The sequence below is a fragment of the Deinococcus arcticus genome (assembly GCF_003028415.1).
In the GTDB taxonomy this organism is placed as follows: Bacteria; Deinococcota; Deinococci; order Deinococcales; family Deinococcaceae; genus Deinococcus; species Deinococcus arcticus.
In genome coordinates this window covers 1-19558 of sequence record NZ_PYSV01000014.1, presented here as the reverse complement: position 1 = coordinate 19558, position 19558 = coordinate 1, and the positions used below count along the sequence as shown (strand labels likewise).

12 protein-coding genes are annotated in these 19558 nt (G+C 68.6%); 6 read left to right on the top strand and 6 right to left on the bottom strand.

What is annotated here, in order from left to right; all coding sequences use genetic code 11:
- Positions 1-6: 6 nt before the first annotated feature.
- Positions 7-420 (bottom strand): GPW/gp25 family protein, encoded by a 414-nt coding sequence (locus C8263_RS13830; protein WP_107138725.1) that lies wholly within the window; start codon positions 418-420, stop codon positions 7-9.
- A gap of 52 nt (positions 421-472) precedes the next feature.
- A complete protein-coding gene (locus C8263_RS13825; protein ID WP_107138724.1) occupies positions 473-1297 on the bottom strand; it encodes a Pvc16 family protein in 825 nt (274 codons plus the stop codon).
- A gap of 282 nt (positions 1298-1579) precedes the next feature.
- Between C8263_RS13825 and C8263_RS13820 the strand changes: the two genes are divergently transcribed.
- From C8263_RS13820 to C8263_RS19325, 6 genes are all read left to right on the top strand, one after another.
- The gene (locus C8263_RS13820) at positions 1580-3211 is read left to right on the top strand and encodes a phage tail sheath family protein (protein ID WP_107138723.1); all 1632 of its coding nucleotides are present in this window, start codon (positions 1580-1582) and stop codon (positions 3209-3211) included.
- 81 nt (positions 3212-3292) lie between these two features.
- On the top strand, positions 3293-3751 hold the full coding sequence (locus C8263_RS13815) for a phage tail protein (RefSeq protein WP_199188407.1): 459 nt from the start codon (positions 3293-3295) through the stop codon (positions 3749-3751).
- Between the two features lie 22 nt (positions 3752-3773).
- Entirely contained in the window at positions 3774-4184 is a 411-nt protein-coding gene (locus C8263_RS13810) for a hypothetical protein (RefSeq protein ID WP_107138722.1), read from the top strand.
- Complete coding sequence (locus C8263_RS19330) at positions 4181-4348, top strand: hypothetical protein (RefSeq protein WP_158263807.1); 168 nt, start codon at positions 4181-4183, stop codon at positions 4346-4348. The genes C8263_RS13810 and C8263_RS19330 overlap by 4 nt, the downstream gene beginning before the upstream one ends.
- 3 nt (positions 4349-4351) lie before the next feature.
- Positions 4352-4942: a phage tail protein gene (locus C8263_RS13805; protein WP_233218819.1), complete on the top strand. Its 591-nt coding sequence runs from the start codon at positions 4352-4354 to the stop codon at positions 4940-4942.
- A 4194-nt stretch (positions 4943-9136) separates the two neighbouring features.
- Positions 9137-10186: an eCIS core domain-containing protein gene (locus C8263_RS19325; protein ID WP_158263806.1), complete on the top strand. Its 1050-nt coding sequence runs from the start codon at positions 9137-9139 to the stop codon at positions 10184-10186.
- Between the two features lie 140 nt (positions 10187-10326).
- On the opposite strand, the gene C8263_RS13785 is transcribed toward C8263_RS19325, so the two are convergent.
- From C8263_RS13785 to C8263_RS13770, 4 genes are all read right to left on the bottom strand, one after another.
- Positions 10327-11895, bottom strand: a complete 1569-nt coding sequence (locus tag C8263_RS13785) for a sensor histidine kinase (RefSeq protein WP_107138718.1) — start codon at positions 11893-11895, stop codon at positions 10327-10329.
- A complete protein-coding gene (locus C8263_RS13780; protein ID WP_233218818.1) occupies positions 11895-12743 on the bottom strand; it encodes a CheR family methyltransferase in 849 nt (282 codons plus the stop codon). Before C8263_RS13780 ends, C8263_RS13785 begins: the two co-directional genes overlap by 1 nt.
- The gene (locus tag C8263_RS13775; protein WP_107138716.1) at positions 12728-17581 is read right to left on the bottom strand and encodes a response regulator; all 4854 of its coding nucleotides are present in this window, start codon (positions 17579-17581) and stop codon (positions 12728-12730) included. Before C8263_RS13775 ends, C8263_RS13780 begins: the two co-directional genes overlap by 16 nt.
- Before the next feature lie 445 nt (positions 17582-18026).
- Positions 18027-19558: glycosyl hydrolase family 18 protein (locus C8263_RS13770; protein ID WP_233218817.1), on the bottom strand; the 1532-nt coding region annotated here is incomplete at its 5' end.

Sequence of the window (19558 nt, the reverse complement as noted above, 5' to 3'; positions counted from 1 at the left end):
GGGGGCTTAGGGGGTGCGGTAGAAGGGAAACACCAGCGAGCGCGGCTCCGGCGTGCCCTTGAGGCGGTACAGCAGGTCCACGATGATGCGGGAGCTGTCGGCCGGGTCCAGGCGGGCCTGGACGTTCTCAACTTCAATGCGGGGTTCCCACATTCTGAGGGCTTCGTCCACGTAATACGAGGCCAGACCCAGCGTGGTGGCGTCGCCAGGGGCAAACACCAGTTCATGAATGCGGCAGCCGTACTCCGGGCGCATCACGCGCTGCCCGCGCGCCGTCATCAGCAGGGTCAGAATGGCCTGGGTCACAGCGCGCTCGCCCGACACCATGCTCAGCTGGCCGCGCGCGTTCACGCCCACGGGAAAGGCCACGCCGGTGCCCAGCACATCGGTGGGGGGATTCAGGGCAGAGGGCTTGGTCATGGTGAGGCTCCGGGGTCAGGGGTGCAGGGGCACACGGCCGCACTGTACCCGCTCACGCGTCCTCCAGAACGCGAGGTTGCGCCTGGGGGCTGTGCGGCTGCAGGCTCAGCTGCCGGCCGTCCAGGGTCAGGATGTCCAGCCGCGCCACCGCGTCGCGCGGCACATTCAGGTGCACCACGCCCTGCACGTCGGTAAAGCCGCGCGCGCCGCCATCGGTGCGCACCAGGGCGTCGCTCAGCGGCACTCCGGCCTCGTCGCGCAGCTGCCAGCTGGAGCGCACGCGCGTGCTGACGGCCGGCATGTCGCGGGTCAGGCCGTCATAGAAGGCCAGGTCGCGCTCCAGCACCAGCGGCGACTGGGCCGTGACATTCAGGTCCAGCGGCACGGTCACGGTGTAGTTCAGGTGCGGGCGAACCGGCTGGCCCAGGCTGGAAAACACGCTCTGGGTGCCCTCACCGGGGCCCACCACGCCCAGCACCCCCAGGTTCAGGCGCCGGGCTTCCTCGGGCAGGTAGGTCTCGCCCCACTCGTTCTGGCGCATCAGCGCGGCCAGCACCCGCCACAGCACATTCCATTCGTCCCGGCCCAGTTCATCCAGCTGAGACTTGAAAAACACCGTGACCAGAAAGCGCAGGTCAATGCGCCGGGCGGCCAGGGTGCGCTGCACGCCGCCCCGCACCGGCGCCTGACTGAATTCCATGGAACGCAGCCCCGCGTTTTCCCGCAGGTCATGCATGAAGAAATTCAGGGTTGGGCGGGTCAGGCCCGAAACCCAGCTGGGGGTGGGGGCCGCAAAGCGAATATCCAGCGCCTCGCGTGGCAGGGCCGCCTCGGTGTACACGAGTTCTTTGAGGGCCTGCTGAACGTCAGCAATCATGCCAGCGCTCCTGGCATCTGGCAGCTCTGGCCCGGGGAGAGCACCAGTCGTGTGAAGTTTGTCATGGCGTTCTTCCGTCCTGAAGCGATAGTTCTGGGAGCTTGGATGACCTGCACCGGCTGAGTGACTGGTCAGTATAAACCGCCTCCGGTCTGCACGTCTGCTGACTTGCGGTTTACATGTGCGTTTCCATCTGGCATGGTGGAAGCCTCAGTGTTTCGCGCACGCCGGCCCCCCGGGTCGTGGGTGTTGCCAACCCCTGCATGTTTCCCGGAGGAATCCATGGCTGAATATCTGTCCCCAGGCGTTTACATCGAAGAGTCTCAGAGCGGCCCCCGGCCGATTGAGGGCATCAGCACCACCACGGCGGCGTTCGTGGGCTTCGCGCCCAATGGCCCGGCCAACACCCCGGTCTTTGTGGCCAACTGGCAGCAGTTCAAGGAAACCTTCGGGACCCTGGACGCCAGTGGCACGCGCAACCCCTTCATGGAAGGCGCGTACCTGGCCCAGAGCGTGTACGCGTTTTTCAACAACGGCGGCACGCGCTGCTACGTGGTTCGCCTGGTCCCCCAGCAGGGCGACGCCGGCGCTGGCAAGCGGACCGTGGAAGCGGCCCGGCCCCTGCAGCTGCCTTCGCGCGCCAGCAAGGCGGTGCCCAGCCTGAGCATCGTGGCCAAGGACGGCCGCCAGAGCGACATTCAGATTGAAGTGCTGGCCCCCGATCCGGTCAAGGCCCAGGACGGCGCCAAGGGCAAGGACGCCAAGGGTCCCCAGGACCCCGAAGAGGGCCCGGACGGCCTGTTCACCCTGAAAGTCACCCGCAACGACCTCACCGAGACGTTCCCCAACGTGTCCATTGGCAAGAAGCACCCGCGCGCCGTGGCTGAAGTGGTGAACAAGGAAAGCACCCTGATCACCATTGAGGAGGCCAGCAGCGCCGGGCCCCTCGTGGAGCGCGCCCCCGAGCTGGGCAGCTACGTGCTGCAGGCCGACAGCAACGTCATCGAGCAGCGCCGCGAGATGAAAGGGCAGGACTTCGTGGGCAGCGTGGATGGCCGCAGCGGCATCGAGAGCCTGGAAATTGCCGAAGAGGTCAGCATGATCGCCGTGCCCGACCTGATGAGCGCCTACCAGGCTGGCATGATCAATGCCGACGGCGTCAAGGCCGTGCAGCGCGCCCTGATTGACCACTGCGATCGCAACGCCAACCGCATCGCCCTGCTGGACACCCTGCCTGACCTGACCCCGCAGCAGGCCATGAAGTGGCGCACGGTGGACACCAACTTTGATTCCAGCTACGCCGCCATGTACTACCCCTGGGTCAAGATTGAAGGGCCCGACGGCGCGCCCATGGTCGTGCCGCCCAGCGGCTTCGTGGCCGGCATCTACGCCCGCAACGACGTGGAGCGCGGCGTGCACAAGGCGCCCGCCAACGAGACGGTGCGCGGCATTCTGGGGCCAGCCATTCAGGTCACCAAGAGCGAGCAGGACATTCTGAACCCGGTTGGCGTGAACTGCATCCGCGAATTCCCAGGCATGGGCGTGCGCGTATGGGGCGCCCGGACCCTGTCCAGCAACGCCCAGTGGCGCTACGTGCCGGTGCGCCGCCTGTTCAACTATGTGGAAAAGAGCATTGAACGCGGCACGCAGTGGGCCGTGTTCGAGCCGAACGACGAGAACCTGTGGTTCCGCATCCGCCGCGACATCAACTCCTTCCTGACCAGCGTGTGGCGCGACGGCGCGCTGTTTGGCAACACCGCCCGCGAAGCCTTCTATGTGAAGTGCGACAGCGAACTCAACCCCCCCGAACTGCGTGACCGTGGCGTCCTGCAGATCGAGATTGGGATGGCCCCGGTCAAGCCCGCCGAGTTCATTGTCTTCCGCTTCAGCCAGTACGCTGGCGGCGGACAGTAAGCGCCGAAGAGGCGTTACACTGTTCCCGTCACGGTCTGAATTCCGCCCCTTTCTTTCCATCTCTTCTCTGGAGGTACAGTCATGACCGCAACAACCCGTAAAGACCCCTTGGTGGCCGCCTACTTCAGCCTGCAGTTCGACAACAAGGTTGTGGGCGCCTTCCGTGAAGTCACCGGCCTGGGCAGCGAGTCCCAGGTGGTGGAGTACCGCGCCACCGACGACAAGGGCCGCCCTGTGCTGATCCGCGAAGCCGGCACCATGAAGTACAACGACATCGTGCTCAAGCGCGGCATCACCGACGACATGGACATGTGGGCCTGGCGTCAGCAGGTGGAAGAGGGCAAGATGGACGAGGCCCGCCGCAGCGGCACCATCACCCTGTACAACCAGGCCGGGCAGCCCATCGCCGCCTGGACCTTCGAGCGCGCCTGGCCCAGCAAACTCAACGGCCCCACCTACGACGCCAAGAGCAATGAGGTCGCCATTGAAGAGCTGACCATCACGCACGAAGGCTACAGACGCGTTCCCGTCGGCGGCTAAGCCCCGCCTTCCGGACTGAAGCGTGAACGAGCTTCCCTTCATGCTGCCCGTCGGACTGTTTACGTCCGACGGGCAGGTTCACCGCAGCGGCGTGATGCGCCTGGCCACGGCCCTGGATGAGATTGAACCGCTGGGCGACGCCCGCGTGCAGCACAACGAGGCGTACTACAGCCTGTTGCTGCTGGCCCGCGTGGTCACCCGGCTGGGCCCGTTCTCGCCCGTGACGCCCGAAACCCTGGCGGTGCTGCCGGCTGCCGACTTCGCCCACCTTCAGGCGCTGTACGCCCATATGAACGCGGCTCTGCCCGTCAGCTGGGCAGCGGCGCCAGCACCCAGCCTGCCGGCCGCGCTGCCGGGCACCATCGAGACCGAATGCCCCCACTGCGGCGCGCTGCTGGAACTTGATCTGTCGCCTGAGGCCAGCCCGGCATGAGCGGCCCGCCGCCAGCCCGGCCAGTCGGCGCGGCTCCCCCCGTGGGCGCCCGCGCGCCGCTGCAGGCGCCGGGGCTGGATCTGGAGGAACTCACGCGGCGGGTCTACCTTCTGCTGCTCGAAGACCTGCGCCTGGAGCGCGCCCGCCGCACCGGAGGTCAGTAAGTCATGAGTATCAAGATGGCAACCAGCGCGCACTACAGCCGGGCCGGCGCCGGCGCGTCGTTTAGCGCTTCGGCCACGGTGGGGGTTGGGGGCGTTTCGGCCTCGGCCAGCCTGAGCGTGCGCGCTCAGGTCAAGCAGCCCCCGGTGCCCACCACGCCGCAGAAAGCGGCCTACAACATCCTGTCCAATCACCGCTACCACGTGGCGATTGATGGCCTGGAACACGCGGCCTTCAATGAGGTCAGCGGGCTGCAAATCGAAACCGAGACGATGGATTTTATTGAGGGCGGGGTCAATGACCGCGTCCTGCGCCTGCCTGTGCGCAGCAAGATGGGCAACATCACCCTGAAGCGGGGTGTGGTTTCCGGCCAGCAGTTGCTGGAATGGTATCTGAGCGTCGTTGGCGGCTATCTGGATGTGCGCAATGTCACGATCATTGTGTATCAACCCAATGGCAGCGTGCTGGTGCGCTTCGAGCTGCTTCAGGCGTATCCGGTGAAATGGAGCGGGCCTCAGTTTGCAGGCAGTGGCGACGCTGTGGCGGTCGAAACCCTGGAACTGGCGCACGCCGGCTTTCTGCAAATCAGCCGCTGAGCGCGGGGACCTCCCTCCTACTTTGGTCCCCGCTGGGTCACCCGCGCGGCGACCGAGAGGAGTTTTGTGAGCATCTTTGACGAGCGGCTTCGCCGCCTGAAACACGCAGCCCATATGGCCGTCACGCAGCAGGAGCGCCCGGCAGGCGCCCCTTTGCCCGTTTCATTCGCTGGCTCTTTCACTGGGCCGGTCAGTGGGGTCGTGGCGCCCTGGGGAAGTGCGCGGCCCCAGACCCAGCCGCGCCGGGTGGTGGCGCGGCTGGTGGCCCTTCCCGCCGCTGCCCCCGGGCCCGAGACACCTGTACCTGTTGCCGCGCCCCTGCCCCAGCCAGCGCTGGCCGGCCGCCCCGCGACCTTACCAGGACAGCCGGCGCCCGCCATAGCCGCGCCGCCACCTCAGATGCCCACGCGCCAGGAGCTGCGCGCCCAGCCGGCGCCGGCGGCCGTCCCCGAGACTGTCACCGCAGACGCCGCAGCCCAGGGACCGCGCGCAGACGATCTCGTGGTCGATCCTTTCGGGGATACCCAGGCCGCGCTGGCCGCTGGCCTGCTGACCTCTCCGCCGCCCCAGGGCCTGCCCCCGGCGCCCCGGCCAGACCCCGAGCCCGTGCCGGCCGTGGTCCTGCCCCGGCGGACCCCGTCGTTCCGGGAAACGATGGCGCTCAATCAGTCGCTTGAAGAGGGGGCGCCTCACGAGGGCCTGCTGCCCCCGCCGGTGACCGCCTCCCCGGCGCCGCTGGAACCAGACCCTCGCCCCGTCAATCTGCCCGACCAGGGCCAGCTGGAGGTGCCGGCGAGGCCGCCACGCGAGGAGACAGAGCTGGTCCCTGCTCAGCCGCCAGTGACTCTGCCCCCGGTGGCCCCACCGGCTGAGACGGGAGAGATGGCCATAGCCCAGCCCTCACCCGTGCGCGGGGCGCCGGTGGCCCCAGCCACGCCCGAACGCCGCGAAGCAGCGGCGGCGCCTTCGCCGGCCGTCGCCCCAGCGCCGGTTGAAGCGCCCGTGGCCCGGTCAGCGGCCCCCATTGAGGCGGATCAGCCTGAAGCGGTTCAGCCCCCGCCAGCGTCCGTGGACCCCACGCCGGCGCCTGGTCCACTGGCAGCCGACGAGGCAACCGCGCCGGAGCCGGCCGACGTTCAGCCTGAGCCAGCGGTGCCCGAGCCCGCACCCACTGGCCCCACTCCTGAAGAGGTCCGGGCCGCCCAGGAACAGGAGCGCCGCGAACTGGAAGCGTTGTTGCGTGCCCAGAACAGTGATGTCCCGGTGCGGTTGCCCCGGCGCCCCCGGCCCGTGGTGCCGCCGCGCCCCCAGACCCCACCCCCGGCCGAGGAAAAGGCGGCGCCCATCATTGCGCCCGAGACCTCCCAGAGCCTGCTGTCGCGCCTGAACCGCTACGCAGAACTGGAGGCCAGTGGTGAACTCAGCCCGTCCATGATTCCCTTTCACCAGCTGCTGGACTGGAAGGACCACAGCCCCGACCAGAATCTGGCGCCCCTGGACAGCGCCGAGGAGGGCAGCGGTGCTGGCGTTCCCACCGAGACTGTCACTGCTGACGTGGCCCCTGCGGCGCCCCTGCCGGCGGCCCCCGCTGGCCCGACGCGCTTGAAGGCCCGCCCCAGTCGCGCGGGCCACAACAAGGAGGCGCGCTCGGCTCCTACCCGGCGCCGTGAGGGCCAGGAGACCGACGAAGAACCTGACACAGCACCCCCGAGAGGAGGCTCTCCGCCCGGCGTTGCTGCCCCAGAGGGGCTCACTGCGGTCCCGACCGCACCAGCGGCCGAGGGAGAGCCGCTGACCCCTGCGCCCGGCACCGATAGCCTGGCCTCACTCCAGCCCAGTGGGTCGCCGGCCCGCCTTCAGCGAACCCGGGAAGAGAGGGGCGTCCCTGAGCCAGCGCCTGAGCGGCCCATCACGGACAGTGCGCCCAGGCTGGTGGCAGGCCCCCCGCCCGCGCCGCCACGTGCCCCTGTGCAACCGGACCCGGGAGTCCAGGCCAGCCCGGCAGCGCCTCTGGGCGACCTGCCGTCCACGCGTCTGGTGGACGCCCCGGTGGCTCCCGTTGTGGCTGCGCCGTTCCTTCCAGCAGAGCCTGAAGCCCCGTTGCCCCCCGGCACCGCTGAATCTCCCTTGGTGGTGCCGCCCGTATCGCCTCAGGCCCAGGTTGCGGCGGCGCTCCCAGGGTCCCCGGCCCAGCCACTGGCGGCGCCCATTGTTCCGGTTGCTCCGTCTGCGCCCCCAGTCTTGCCGCCCAGTCCTGCTCCAGACCATGTGGGGCCAGCGACGCCCTCGCTGCCAGACCGCGCCAGCGTGACCCCAACCAGCCCGGTCCAGGACCGCACGGATCCCACCCTCGCGGTGCCTGCGGCCCTCTCTGAGCCGGCGCCCCCCGCCCTCCCAGGGGCGGCAGCGGCGGGGAACGTCGTGCCGATTCCGCCTGGTCCTGTGCGGCCCAGCCTGCGACAGCCACCACAGGCCCTGCCCCAGCCGCCCGGCCAGACGCGCTTGTCACCCAGCCTCGCTCCGCTGGACCCCGATCTGGGGTCTGTCCCCCCCGTGGCCGGGCCGGCACAGGCCCCTCCGGTGGGAGCCTCCCCGCTGGGCAGCCCAGAAAACGTCAGTGCGGAAGGCAACATGGCCCTTGCCCAGCAAAACGTCATGGGCACTGTGCCAGTACCCACCCTGACCCAGACGACCTTGCCGCCGCTGGATGCGTCGCCCCAGTCTCTGGGACCCACGGCGCCGGCTGGCCCAGTTCAGCGGGCAGGGCAGCCCAGCGTGTCCCCGACTGTCCAGCGGCAGCCCGAGCCACCGTCAGAGGGCACAGGCCCACTGCCAGTTCAGCCAGCGCCGATTCAGCCAGCGCCAGCTCAGCCAGCGCCGGTTGACCCTGCTCTGACTGGACCGCTGGCCGAGCCTGCCTCTGCCTGGTCTGCAGTTGCCTCCCGGGCTGTGTCTGTGCCCGCCGAAGCGCCAACCCGGCCTCTTCCGGTGCCGCCCGGCACGCCAGTGTCGCCCACAACCCCACCGCCGACGCTCACAGCCCCTGAGCCCCTTCACCCTGTGAACGCGGCGCCTGTGGTGGAAGGGGCTGACGGGGCTGCACCACAGGCCGTGGCGCCCCATCTGGCCGCGAAGGCAGGGGTGGTGCCGCCGGCTTCAATCCGCACCCCCCAGCCTGGGCTGGCCAGTCAGCCGCCGGCCAGGACTGCCCCGGGCGAGGCAGCTCTGGCCGACCCCGGGCGGCCACTTGCAGCCCGGCCCCCGGCGGCGCGGGCCGCTCAGCCCACGGCCGGGCCAGCCGGTTTCCAGCAGCCCCAGGCCGCTGTGCGCCCAGCCGCTCCACGGCAGCCGGATGCCGTGCCTGCCGTGGCCCCAGCGCCCGCCGAACAGCCGGAGCGGAGCACCCGCCCGCCGGCACCCGCCCAGCCACCGCTCTCTCCTGTGGCGCCTGCGGCTCCTTTGACATCGCCTGCGGCGCCCAGCCCCAGCTTCGATCAGCCCGGGCTGCTGCCTGGACCAGCTGCTGTGGGCCCAACCACTGCGCCGCCAGTGGTTCAGCGGCAGGCCCAGTCAGAGGGAACCGCGCCCCTGGGCGACCTTTCCCCAGCTCTGTTTGGGCCGGCACAGCCGCAGCCCCTGGCTGAGGGCCAGACCGCGTCCTCCCTGCCCATGCCCTCCCGGGTCCCGGTTCGTCCAGATCGGGCTGCTTCCCCCAACATGGCGGTGACCCCGCCGCTGGTGGCGCCTGAGGCCGTGCCCGGGGGCCTGCCCGTGCCACCCGCTCTGGTTCACCCGGTACCGCCAAGCGCCGAACAGTTGAGGAACAGCCAGCCCTCACCCGTGCAATCAGGACCAACCGAGGCGGCGGCCGCTGGCTGGCCCCAGGTAGAAAACCCGGCTGGAGTGACGACCGGTCCCCAGCCCACCACCCCATTCACCCCTCAGGCGCCCGTGGCGCGGCCCGTTCAGCCGGTGCCTGTGGCCCCGCCGCCGCCCGAGGCTCAGGGCCGGCAGTCCGCGCGGCCCCAGGTGGTCCCCGAAGCCCCGGAGCTTCCGTTGGCTCTGGCCAACGACCCAGCGCCCACTGCCGGGCCCCGGTCAGCGTTGCCGGAACAGGCGCGCGCCTTCTCCCCCGCCCCGGTGGTCCCGCCGCCGCTTCAGAGCGTGCCAGCCCAGCCGCCACTCTTGCCGCCCGTGGCTGCGCTGCCCTCGCCAGAGTTGCCGGCACCCGTGCGGCCCTCACCCATGCGGCCCGGCCCGGAGCCGCAGGCGGTGCGACCGGACGGCCGGGCAGCCGATCCCTCGCCCAGCCCGCAGGGACAGCGGCCGGTGCGGCCTCCGTCAGAAGCGGCCGAGGCGCGCCCGGTGGCGCCGCCCACCCAGGCCCCGCGCGCCACCCGGCTGGACCGCCCGGCCCCGCTGGTGCCGCGCCCGGCCGCGCCCAGTCGCCTGGGCCTGCCCCGCGCCGCGCGGCCCCCCACCGAAACCGCGTTGGAAGAGGCGCTGGACACGGCCCTGCACCGCGACGGCCACGGCCAGCCGCTGGCGCCCAGCGCGAGGGCAGCGCTGGCACAGACCCTGGGCCGCGCGGTGGACGACGTGCGGGTGGTGCAAAACGTGCATGTGCCGGCGGCCCTGAAGATTGCCCGGGCCGACGGTCTGACCGTGGGCCGGACCGTCTTCCTGGCGCCCGACACCCGGGTGGATACCCCAGCGGGCTTCGCCCTGGCCGCCCACGAGGCCACCCACGCCATCCGCCACGACCAGCCCACCTTTGTGCCCCAGGTGCTGCGGCGGGCGGGGCCTGGCCCCACGCCCCAGGACGAGGAAGCTGTGGCCCTGGGCACCGAACACGCCGTGGCGCGGGAACAGCGCCAGACGCCGCCTGCCCCGTCGGCCGCGCGCCTGCCGGGACTGCCGGCTCCCTGGGAACCCATGCCGGGCTGGGATGATCCGGTGGGGGCTCCCCGGCCTGCCGCCCCCGGGCCACGGGCAGAGCCGCTGGCCTCTTCCCCCCCCTCGCTGCCCGCTGCCCCGCCGCCCCAGCCCAGTGTGCCCGCCTGGGCCCACGCGGCGGCCAGCGACCGACCTCATCCGGGCAGTCCGCCTCCAGCGGCTCCTGCCAGTACGCCGGCGGTGGGGCGCCGGGTCACAGCCGCGCCCCAGGTGGACCTGGATCAGGTGGCGCGGGAGATCTATGCCCGGCTGCGTGACCGCCTGGGCGACGAGTTGCGCCGGCTGTAAAACCGGAGGGTGGTCAGGGGCGGCGGTGAGAACTTCACCGCCGCCCCTCCTGTGCTTGCCGTCTCCAGAGGCCCTGGGTCTGGTGAACGGCGCCCCCTGCTGTGACCCCCCTGCGCTGCTTCTGGCCGACGGGCCGCGTTTCAGGGGGGCGGCGGCTCGCTGCAGGGCAGGCTGAAGCTGAAGGTGGAGCCCTGGCCCTCCACGCTCTCGGCCCAGATGCGCCCGCCGTGGCGCGTCACAATGCGCTTGACGATGGCCAGCCCCACCCCGTGACCCGGCGCCTCGGTGTGCAGGCGCTGAAAGACCGCGAACAGGCGCTGGGCATAGGTCATGTCGAAGCCCAGGCCGTTGTCGCGCACATGCACGGTCTGCTCGCCCTGGCCCGCCTGACTCCAGACCTCAATGCGGGGCGGCCGGGCGGGGTGGGCGTACTTCAGGGCGTTGGTCAGCAGGTTGGTCAGCACCTGGCGCACACCCAGCAGATCGCCGCAGACGGTGCCCAGGTCACCCAGTTCCCAGGTGGCGGCCTCGGCGCCGGGCAGCTCGGCGATCAGCTCGCGGACCACCCGGGGCAGGTCAATGGCCTGGGGGCGCAGTTCGCTGCGGCCGGTGCGCGCAAAATCCAGCAGGCCGTCAATCAGCGCTTCCATCTTCACGGCGCCGTCCTGAATGATGCCCAGGTAGCGCCGCCCATTGTCGCCCAGGTTCTCGGCGCTGGAGCGGGCCAGCAGGTCGGCAAAGGACCCGATGTGGCGCAGCGGCGTGCGCAGGTCATGCGAGATGGAGTAGGCGTAGGCTTCCAGTTCGCTGTTCACGTCCTCCAGCTCGGCGGTGCGCTCCTGCACCCGCGCTTCCAGCGAGGCGTTCAGGGCGTGCAGTTCGGCTTCCATCTGCTTGCGGTAGGTCACGTCCTGGCTGGTGGCCACGAAGTGGGTGATGTGCCCGGCCTCGTCGCGGATGGGCGTGATGGTCTTTTCCTCAAAGTACTCGCCGCCGCCCTTGCGCCGGTTGATGAACTCGCCCCGGAAGACCTCGCCGGACAGCAGCGTGCGCCACAGGGCCTCGAAAAAGGCCGCGTCCTGCCGCCCGGAATTGAGCAGGGCCGGCGTCTGGCCCAGCGCTTCGTCGGCGCTGTAGCCGGTCACGCGCTCAAAGGCGCTGTTCACGTATTCAATCCGGCCGTCGCGGCTGGTGATCATCACGGGGTCAGCCGACTGGGCAATCGCGCCCCACAGCTTGGCCAGTTCGTGCTGCGCCTGCCGGCTTTCCAGTTCGCGCAGCCGCCGCTCGTGCGCCTGCACCGTCAGGGTCTTGAGGTGCAGCTCCACGAACACGTTCACCTTGGCCCGCAGCACCTCGGCGCGCACCGGCGAGAAGATAAAGTCCACTGCCCCCAGGTGGTAGCCGCCCAGCATGTCGGCCTCGGCGCGGTCATGGGCGGTGACAAAGATGATCGGGGTGGTTTCGGTCTGGCGGCGGCTGCGAATCAGGCGGGCGGTTTCAAAGCCGTCCATGTCCGGCATCTGTACGTCCAGCAGGATCACGGCGAACTCTTCCGTCAGCAGGTGCCGCAGCGCTTCGCGGCCCGAGGCCACCAGCACCACTTCCTGCCCCAGCGGTTCCAGGGCAGCGGCCAGGCCCAGGCGCTTGGCGTCCTGATCGTCCACAATCAGGATGCGGGCGCGTGGCGTGAGGACGGGCGCGGTCATCACCCCACCCGCCGGTAGAGTTTTTCCGCCAGATTCAGCGGCTCAAAACGCACCGCCTGCGGACTGAAATCCAGGCTCTCGTGGTGGCCCAGGCCCAGCACGCCAAACGGCATCAGGCTTTCCCACAGCAGGGCCTGCACGTGGTCCTGCAGCGGGCGGGTGAAATAGATCATCACGTTGCGGCACAGAATCAGGTGAAACTCGTTGAACGACGAATCGGTGGCGAGGTTGTGCTGGCCCCAGATGATCGGCTGGCGCAGAAACGCCTTGACCCGGGCGTGGCCGTACTGCTGGGTAAAGTAGTCCCTGAATTCGGCCTGTCCACCCGACAGCGCGTAGTTTTCTGCATGGGCCGCCAGCTTGTCCAGCGGATAGATGCCCTGGCGCGCCTGTTGCAGCGCCGGAGCGTGCATATCGGTGGCGTACAGGCGGCTGCGCGAGAGCAGCCCCGCTTCGTGCAGCAAGATGGCCAGCGAATACACCTCCTCGCCCGTGGAGCAGCCCGCGTGCCACACCCGCACAAACGGGTGGGTGCGCAGCAGGGGCAGCACCTGTTCGCGCAGGGCCCGGAAGAAGGTGGGGTCGCGGAACATCTCGGTGACATTGATGGCCAGCGTTTCGCGCAGGCGCTGCATGGCGGCCGGGTCATGCAGGGTCCGCGCCTGCAGCGCGCTGATGCTGCCCAGGCCCTCCTCGGCCACCGCGTGCAGCACCCGGCGGCGGATGGTGGCGGTGGTGTAGGCACGGAAATCGTGCCCGGTCACGCGGTACACGGCTTCGAGCAGCAGCGACAGCTCAATGTCCTGCAGGGGCTCTTTGGGAAACTCGCCGTTCACTTCGAGAGCCACACCCGCAGCAGGGAGAGCAGCTGCGCGGTATTGACCGGCTTGCTGATGTAGTCGCTGGCCCCGGATTCGATGGACTGCTCGCGGTCGCCGGGCATGGCCTTGGCAGTCAGCGAGATGATGGGTAAGGCCGCATAGGCCGGGTTGCGGCGAATCAGGCGCGTGGTTTCGTAGCCGTCGAGTTCCGGCATCATCACGTCCATCAGCACCAGATCAATGTCGTCATGGGCCTCCAGGGCGGCCAGGGCCTCGCGTCCGTTCTCGGCGGTGACAATCTGCATCTGGTGGCGCTCCAGCACCGCCGTCAGCGCAAAGATGTTGCGGATGTCGTCGTCCACCAGTAGCACCTTCTTGCCGTGCAGTTCAGGTTCCTGCTGGCGCGCGCCAGCCAGAATCTGGCGTTTGCCCTCGGGCAGGCTGGCCTCCACGCGGTGCAGGAACAGGGTCACCTCGTCCAGCAGGCGCTCGGGTGAGCGCACGTCTTTCAGGATGATGGACTTGGCGGCCCTACGCAGCTGCGTTTCCTGGGCGCGCGTGAGGTCCTGGGCGGTGTACACGATGATCGGAATGGCGCGGTAGGCGGGCGTCTCGTGCAGGGTGCTCATCAGGTCAAAGCCGCTCATGTCGGGCAGGTGCAGGTCCAGCACGATGCAGTCAAACGGCGCGTCCTGCAGGGCCTCCAGGGCAGCGGCCCCGGTGGTCACCGCCACAGTCTCCACATCGGTATCGCCAATCAGCTCTTCCAGGCTCTGACGCTGCGTCTCGTCGTCCTCCACGATCAGCACGCGCTTGACCCGGCGGGCCAGGAAGGCTTCGAGGTTGGTAAACACGTCGGTCAGCTGCTGCCGGGTGCCGGCCTTGGTGGTGTGGTCCAGCGCGCCCAGTTTGCGGCTGACGATGCTGGGCTCCTGCCCGGAAATGATATGCACCGGAATGTGCCGGGTCTGGGGGTCGTGCTTCAGGGCGTCCAGCACCGCCCAGCCGTTGGTGTCAGGCAGCGTGAGGTCCAGGGTGACGGCCGCCGGGCGGTAGGTCTGCGCGAGGTGCAGCGCCTGATCGCCGCGCCCGGCCACCAGCGCCATGAAGCCGCGCTCGTGCGCGAGGTCCAGCAGCACGCCCGCGTAAGCGGGGTCATCTTCCACGATCAGCAGGATGCGGTCGCCGGGTTGCAGCGAGGCGCGGTCGTCCTGCACCAGCGTGTCTGGCGCGGCCAGCTCGGGGGCAGGCAGGGCCGGGGCGGCCGGGGCCAGGGGCGGCAGGGGCGTGGTGGCCGGGCGCGCGCGCCCTTCAGGCGGGGCCTGAAAGCGCAGCGGCAGGTACAGGGTAAAGCGGCTGCCCTGGCCGGGGGTGCTCTCCAGCAGAATCTCGCCGCCCAGAATGCGCGCCAGTTCGCGGCTGATGGCCAGCCCCAGGCCGGTGCCGCCGTACTTGCGGCTGGTGGAGCCGTCGGCCTGCTGAAACGCCTCGAAAATCAGGCGCTGCTTATCGGCCGCAATGCCGATGCCGGTATCGGCCACACGGAAGGCGACCACGCTGGGGGCGCTATTCAGCGCCGTCTGGTCGGGGCTCCAGCCACCCTTGGCCGGGGCCACCTCCAGCGCCACGTGGCCCTCTGCCGTGAATTTAAAGGCGTTGGACAGCAGGTTTTTCAGAATCTGCAGCAGGCGGGTGTCGTCGGTGTACAGGCTGGCCGGCAGCTGCGGGCTGAAGTCCAGGCGCAGTTCGACGCCCTTTTCGGCGGCCAGGTGAGCAAAGGTGGTCTCGACCGCTTCCCGGATGCGCGCGAAGGAAACCTGGGTGGGGTCGGCGTTCACGGTGCCGGATTCGATCTTCGAGAGGTCCAGGATGTCGTTGATGAGGCTCAGCAGATCGTTGCCGGCCGCAAAGATGGTCTTGGCGTAGGCTTTCTGCTGCTCGGAGAGGTTGCCCTGCGGGTCCTCGCGCAGCTGCCCGGCCAGCAGCAGCAGGCTGTTCAGAGGCGTGCGCAGTTCGTGGCTCATGTTCGCCAGGAACTCGCTCTTGTATTTGCTGGTCAGGGCCAATTGCGCGGCCTTTTCTTCCAGGGCGTGGCGGGCGGATTCCACCTGCCGGTTCTTGTGCTCCACCTCGCGGTTCTGGTCGGCCAGCAACCGGGCCTTTTCTTCCAGTTCCTCGTTGGTCTGGCGCAGTTCTTCCTGCTGGCTCTGCAGTTCCTGGGCCATGCCCTGCGACTGGCGCAGCAACGTTTCTGTGCGCATGGTGGCCTGAATGGTGTTCAGCACGATGCCCACCGATTCGGTGAACTGCTCCAGGAAGCTCAGGTGGGTGGCGCTGAAGGTTTCAAAGGAGGCCAGTTCAATGACGGCCTTGGTCTGCCCTTCAAACACCACCGGCAGCACCACGATGGTGCGCGGCGCGCCCGCCCCCAGCCCGGAGTTAATCTGCACGTAATCGTCGGGCACATGGGTCAGGACGATCATTTCCTGTTCCAGCGCGGCCTGCCCCACCAGGCCCTCGCCCAGCATGAAGCGGTTGGCCAGCCCCTTGCGCTCGCGGTAGGCGTAGCTGGCCTGCAGCTGCAGGGTGGTGCTGTCCTCTTCTATGGTGTAAAAGACGCCGTGCCGGGCACGCACCAGCGGCGCCAGCTCCGAGAGAATCAGGCGGCTGACGGTCAGCAGGTCGCGCTGACCCTGCAGCATCCGCGTGAACTTGGCGAGGTTGGTTTTCAGCCAGTCCTGCTCGGTGTTCTTCTCGGTGGTCTCGCGCAGGTTGACAATCATCTCGTTGATGTTGTCTTTCAGCGCGTCCAGCTCGCCCCGGGCATCCAGATTGATCGAGCGGGTGAGGTCGCCGGCCGTCACGGCGGTGGCCACGTCGGCAATGGCGCGCACCTGGGTGGTCAGGTTGGCCGCCAGCTGGTTCACGTTGTCGGTCAGGTCCTTCCAGGTGCCGCTGGCGCCGGGCACGCTGGCCTGCCCGCCCAGGCGGCCTTCCACACCCACCTCGCGCGCCACGCCGGTCACCTGCTGGGCGAAGGTGGCCAGCGTCTCGATCATGGAATTGATGGTCTCGGCCAGCTCGGCAATCTCGCCCTTGGCTTCCAGGGTCAGCGTCTTTTTCAGGTCGCCGTTCGCCACCGCCGTCACCACGCGGGCAATGCCGCGCACCTGCCCCGTGAGGTTCGAGGCCATGGAGTTCACGTTCTCGGTGAGGTCCTTCCAGGTGCCGCCCACGCCGGGCACGTTGGCCTGCCCGCCCAGCTTGCCCTCGGTGCCCACTTCACGGGCCACGCGCGTCACCTCACTGGCAAAGGCGTTGAGCTGGTCCACCATGATGTTCACGGTGTTTTTCAGGTCCAGAATCTCACCCTTGACATCCACGGTGATTTTCTTGCTCAGGTCCCCGTTTGCCACGGCCGTGGTCACAAAGGCGATGTTACGCACCTGGTCTGTGAGGTTGGAGGCCATGAAGTTCACGTTGTCCGTGAGGTCCTTCCAGGTGCCGGCCACCCCGCGCACGTCGGCCTGCCCGCCCAGCTTCCCTTCCGTGCCCACTTCACGGGCCACGCGGGTGACCTCGCCCGCAAAGGCGTTGAGCTGGTCCACCATGGTGTTCACGGTGTTTTTCAGGTCCAGAATCTCACCCTTGACGTCCACGGTGATCTTCTTGCTCAGGTCGCCGTTCGCCACGGCGGTGGTCACGAAGGCGATGTTACGCACCTGGTCGGTGAGGTTGGAAGCCATGGAGTTCACGTTCTCCGTGAGGTCCTTCCAGGTGCCGCCCACACCCACCACCTGCGCCTGCCCGCCCAGCTTGCCCTCGGTGCCCACCTCGCGGGCCACGCGCGTCACCTCGCTGGCAAAGGCGTTGAGCTGGTCCACCATGGTGTTGATGGTGTTTTTCAGGTCCAGAATCTCGCCCCGGGCGTCCACGGTGATCTTGCGGCTCAGGTCGCCGTTCGCCACCGCCGTGGTCACGTCCGCAATGTTGCGCACCTGCCCGGTCAGGTTGTTCGCCATGAAGTTCACGTTGTCGGTGAGGTCCTTCCAGGTGCCCCCCACGCCGCGCACATCGGCCTGACCGCCCAGGCGGCCCTCGGTGCCCACCTCGCGGGCCACGCGCGTCACCTCGCTGGCAAAGGCGTTGAGCTGGTCCACCATGGTGTTGATGGTGTTTTTCAGCTCCAGGATCTCGCCCCGGGCGTCCACGGTGATCTTGCGGCTCAGGTCGCCGTTCGCCACCGCCGTGGTCACGTCCGCAATGTTGCGCACCTGCCCGGTCAGGTTGTTCGCCATGAAGTTCACGTTCTCGGTGAGGTCACGCCACACGCCGCCCACGCCTTCCACGTTGGCCTGGCCGCCCAGCTTGCCTTCGGTGCCCACCTCACGGGCCACGCGCGTCACCTCGCCCGCAAAGGCGTTCAGCTGGGCCACCATGGTGTTCAGGGTGGTCACGATCTGCAGGAACTGGCCCTGCATGGGGCGGCCGTTGACCTCGGTGGCCATGGTCTGCGACAGGTCGCCGTGGGCCACGGCCGTGACCACGCGCGTCATCTCGCTCGTGGGCCAGACCAGGTCGTCCACCAGATCGTTCACGTTCTCGATCAGGGCGGCCCAGCTGCCGGTGGTGGGGCCCAGCGGAATGCGCTGCTTGGTGTTGCCTTCCTTGCCCACGGCGCGGCCCACCCGGGTCACGTCCTGGGCAATGCGCGCGCTCTCTTCCACCAGATCATTGAAAGTCTCGGCAATGCGCCCTTCCACGCCGTCCCAGGTGAGCGGCAGCCGGGCGCTGAAATCACCCCGGCGGTAGGCATTCAGGGCCTGCAAGATGGCCTGGGCGTCCAGGCGGTCGGTGGTGGTCATCGCGTCCTGCCTGGAGCGGAAAGGGGGCGCAGGGAGGCAGGGCGGGCAAAGAGGCCAAAGCGGCGCAGTCGGGCCATATCCGGGTCAGGATAGCGGGCGGCGGGGTGCCGGGGCCGGCGCGGCGCCCAGCAGGTGGGCAGGCCCCCCCTGCGCATGAACTCTTCTTCATGCAACTGTGGGCCTTTCGTCGTGGGACTCTGGCGGAGGGCCTCAACAATACCCCCCAAACAGCGGAGAAGGGCGCCCCTCAGCACCCTTCCCTCCTGGTCGGTTGTCACTCTTTGTCAGGTCATGTGGGCTCCTTTCGGGGCTGGGGCAGGTTCCGTCTGTTGCGCCTCTCGCTGGGCCCAGCCCGGAGGGGGTGTGGCGCCCGGAGTCCGTTGTCCTCGTTCTCGACTCGCTCCGGTGCCATCGGGTCTGCCCACGATGGCACCGGAGGTCGGTCTTACCTCAGGCCGTTGTGGATGGCCTTGGCCAGCGTGCCCTGGGCGTCGTCGCCGTCCAGCGCCCAGGCCATGGCGCCGCCCAGGCCTTTTTGCTTCACGTAGGCCATCTTGGTGGCAATCACCTCGGGGTCGTCGTAGCTCCAGAAAGTGCTGCCGTCGTACTTCCACATCTGCTTGGTCACGGGGTCGCGGAACACGGTGCCCGGGGCATTCTTCAGCACCTTGTAATCCTCGATGCCCGCCTCGTAGGTGCCGCGCGCCGGGCCTGTGGCCGACTGGTACAAACCGTTGTTGGCGCTGCCCACGCCGGTCCAGCCGCGTCCGTAGAAGGGAATGCCGATCACCAGTTTGCTGGCCGGCACGCCCGCATTTAGGAACGCCTGGACGGCGGTGTCCACCGCGTAGTTCTTGACCACGCCCGTGCCGGGGTCGCTGGGGCTGGGGTACAGGTTGGAGTGGAAGTTGGTGGGTCCCGTCGCGTCCCAGGCGCCCCGGAAGTCGTAGGTCATGATGTTGATCCAGTCCACAGCGTTCTTGTAGGCGGCGGGGTCCTGGTTGGCAATCTTGTCGGCCCCGCCCGGCGCGGCGATGGTCAGCAGCAGGCCCGGCTTGTAGGCGTCGAGCTGGCGGCGGAACTCCTGCAGCAGCAGCGTGAAGTTCTGCTTGTCCTGCGGACTGACACCGTTGGTGGGCAGACCGCCGCCCCCGGGGTATTCCCAGTCAATGTCAATGCCGTCAAACACGCCGGCCGCCGCCCCGGGGCCGCCCGCGCCGTCCGAGACCGGCAGGTTGCCCTTGATGTACACGTCAATGCAGGAGCTGACCAGCGCCCTGCGCGAGGCGTCGGTCATGGACGCGGCGCTGAAGTGCTTGCTCCAGGTCCAGCCGCCCAGCGAGATCAGGGCCTTGATGTTGGGGTATTTGGCCTTGAGCTTCTTGATCTGGTTGAAGTTGCCCTTGAGCGGCTGGTCCCAGCGGTCGGCCACGCCGTCCACGCTGGTGGCGGCGTCAAAGCCCTTGCCGTAGTCGGCAAAGCCGTCGCCGCCGTCCCCGTTGCCGGTCTCGGCCCGGGTCACGATGTTGCAGCGGTAGGTGCCGTTCTCGTTGTAGATGTTGCCGAACGCGTAATTGATGTGCGTGAGGGTGGCGGCCGTGCCGCTGGTGTCAATGTTCTTCACCTGATAGTTGCGCCCGTAGATGCCCCACTGGGCAAAGTAGGCGATCTTCTTGAAACCGCTGGGGGGCGGAGGTGGTGGGGGCGTGGTGCCGATGGAGACAGTGACCGAGGCGGACGCGGAGGTGCTGTTTCCCGCCGCATCAAACGCTCTGGCCGTGTACGTCCGCGTGCCATTGTGGGCACTCGTCACGTTCTCACTTGCCGTATACGGCGCCGTCGTATCTGTTCCCAGCAAGGTCGAGCCCTGATAGAACTCCACCTTCGTCACCCCCACGTTATCGCCCGCACTGGCACTCAAACTCACTGCACCGGCACTGGTCACCGCACCTGGGCTCGCACTCAGGCTCACCGTGG

Bases quoted from the DNA above. Each gene is read 5' to 3' on its own strand.
- C8263_RS13830 (WP_107138725.1), bottom strand. From the start codon at position 420: ATGACCAAGCCCTCTGCCCTGAATCCCCCCACCGATGTGCTGGGCACC.
- C8263_RS13825 (WP_107138724.1), bottom strand. From the start codon at position 1,297: ATGATTGCTGACGTTCAGCAGGCCCTCAAAGAACTCGTGTACACCGAG.
- C8263_RS13820 (WP_107138723.1), top strand. From the start codon at position 1,580: ATGGCTGAATATCTGTCCCCAGGCGTTTACATCGAAGAGTCTCAGAGC.
- C8263_RS13815 (WP_199188407.1), top strand. From the start codon at position 3,293: ATGACCGCAACAACCCGTAAAGACCCCTTGGTGGCCGCCTACTTCAGC.
- C8263_RS19330 (WP_158263807.1), top strand. From the start codon at position 4,181: ATGAGCGGCCCGCCGCCAGCCCGGCCAGTCGGCGCGGCTCCCCCCGTG.
- C8263_RS13805 (WP_233218819.1), top strand. From the start codon at position 4,352: ATGAGTATCAAGATGGCAACCAGCGCGCACTACAGCCGGGCCGGCGCC.
- C8263_RS13785 (WP_107138718.1), bottom strand. From the start codon at position 11,895: ATGACCGCGCCCGTCCTCACGCCACGCGCCCGCATCCTGATTGTGGAC.
- C8263_RS13775 (WP_107138716.1), bottom strand. From the start codon at position 17,581: ATGACCACCACCGACCGCCTGGACGCCCAGGCCATCTTGCAGGCCCTG.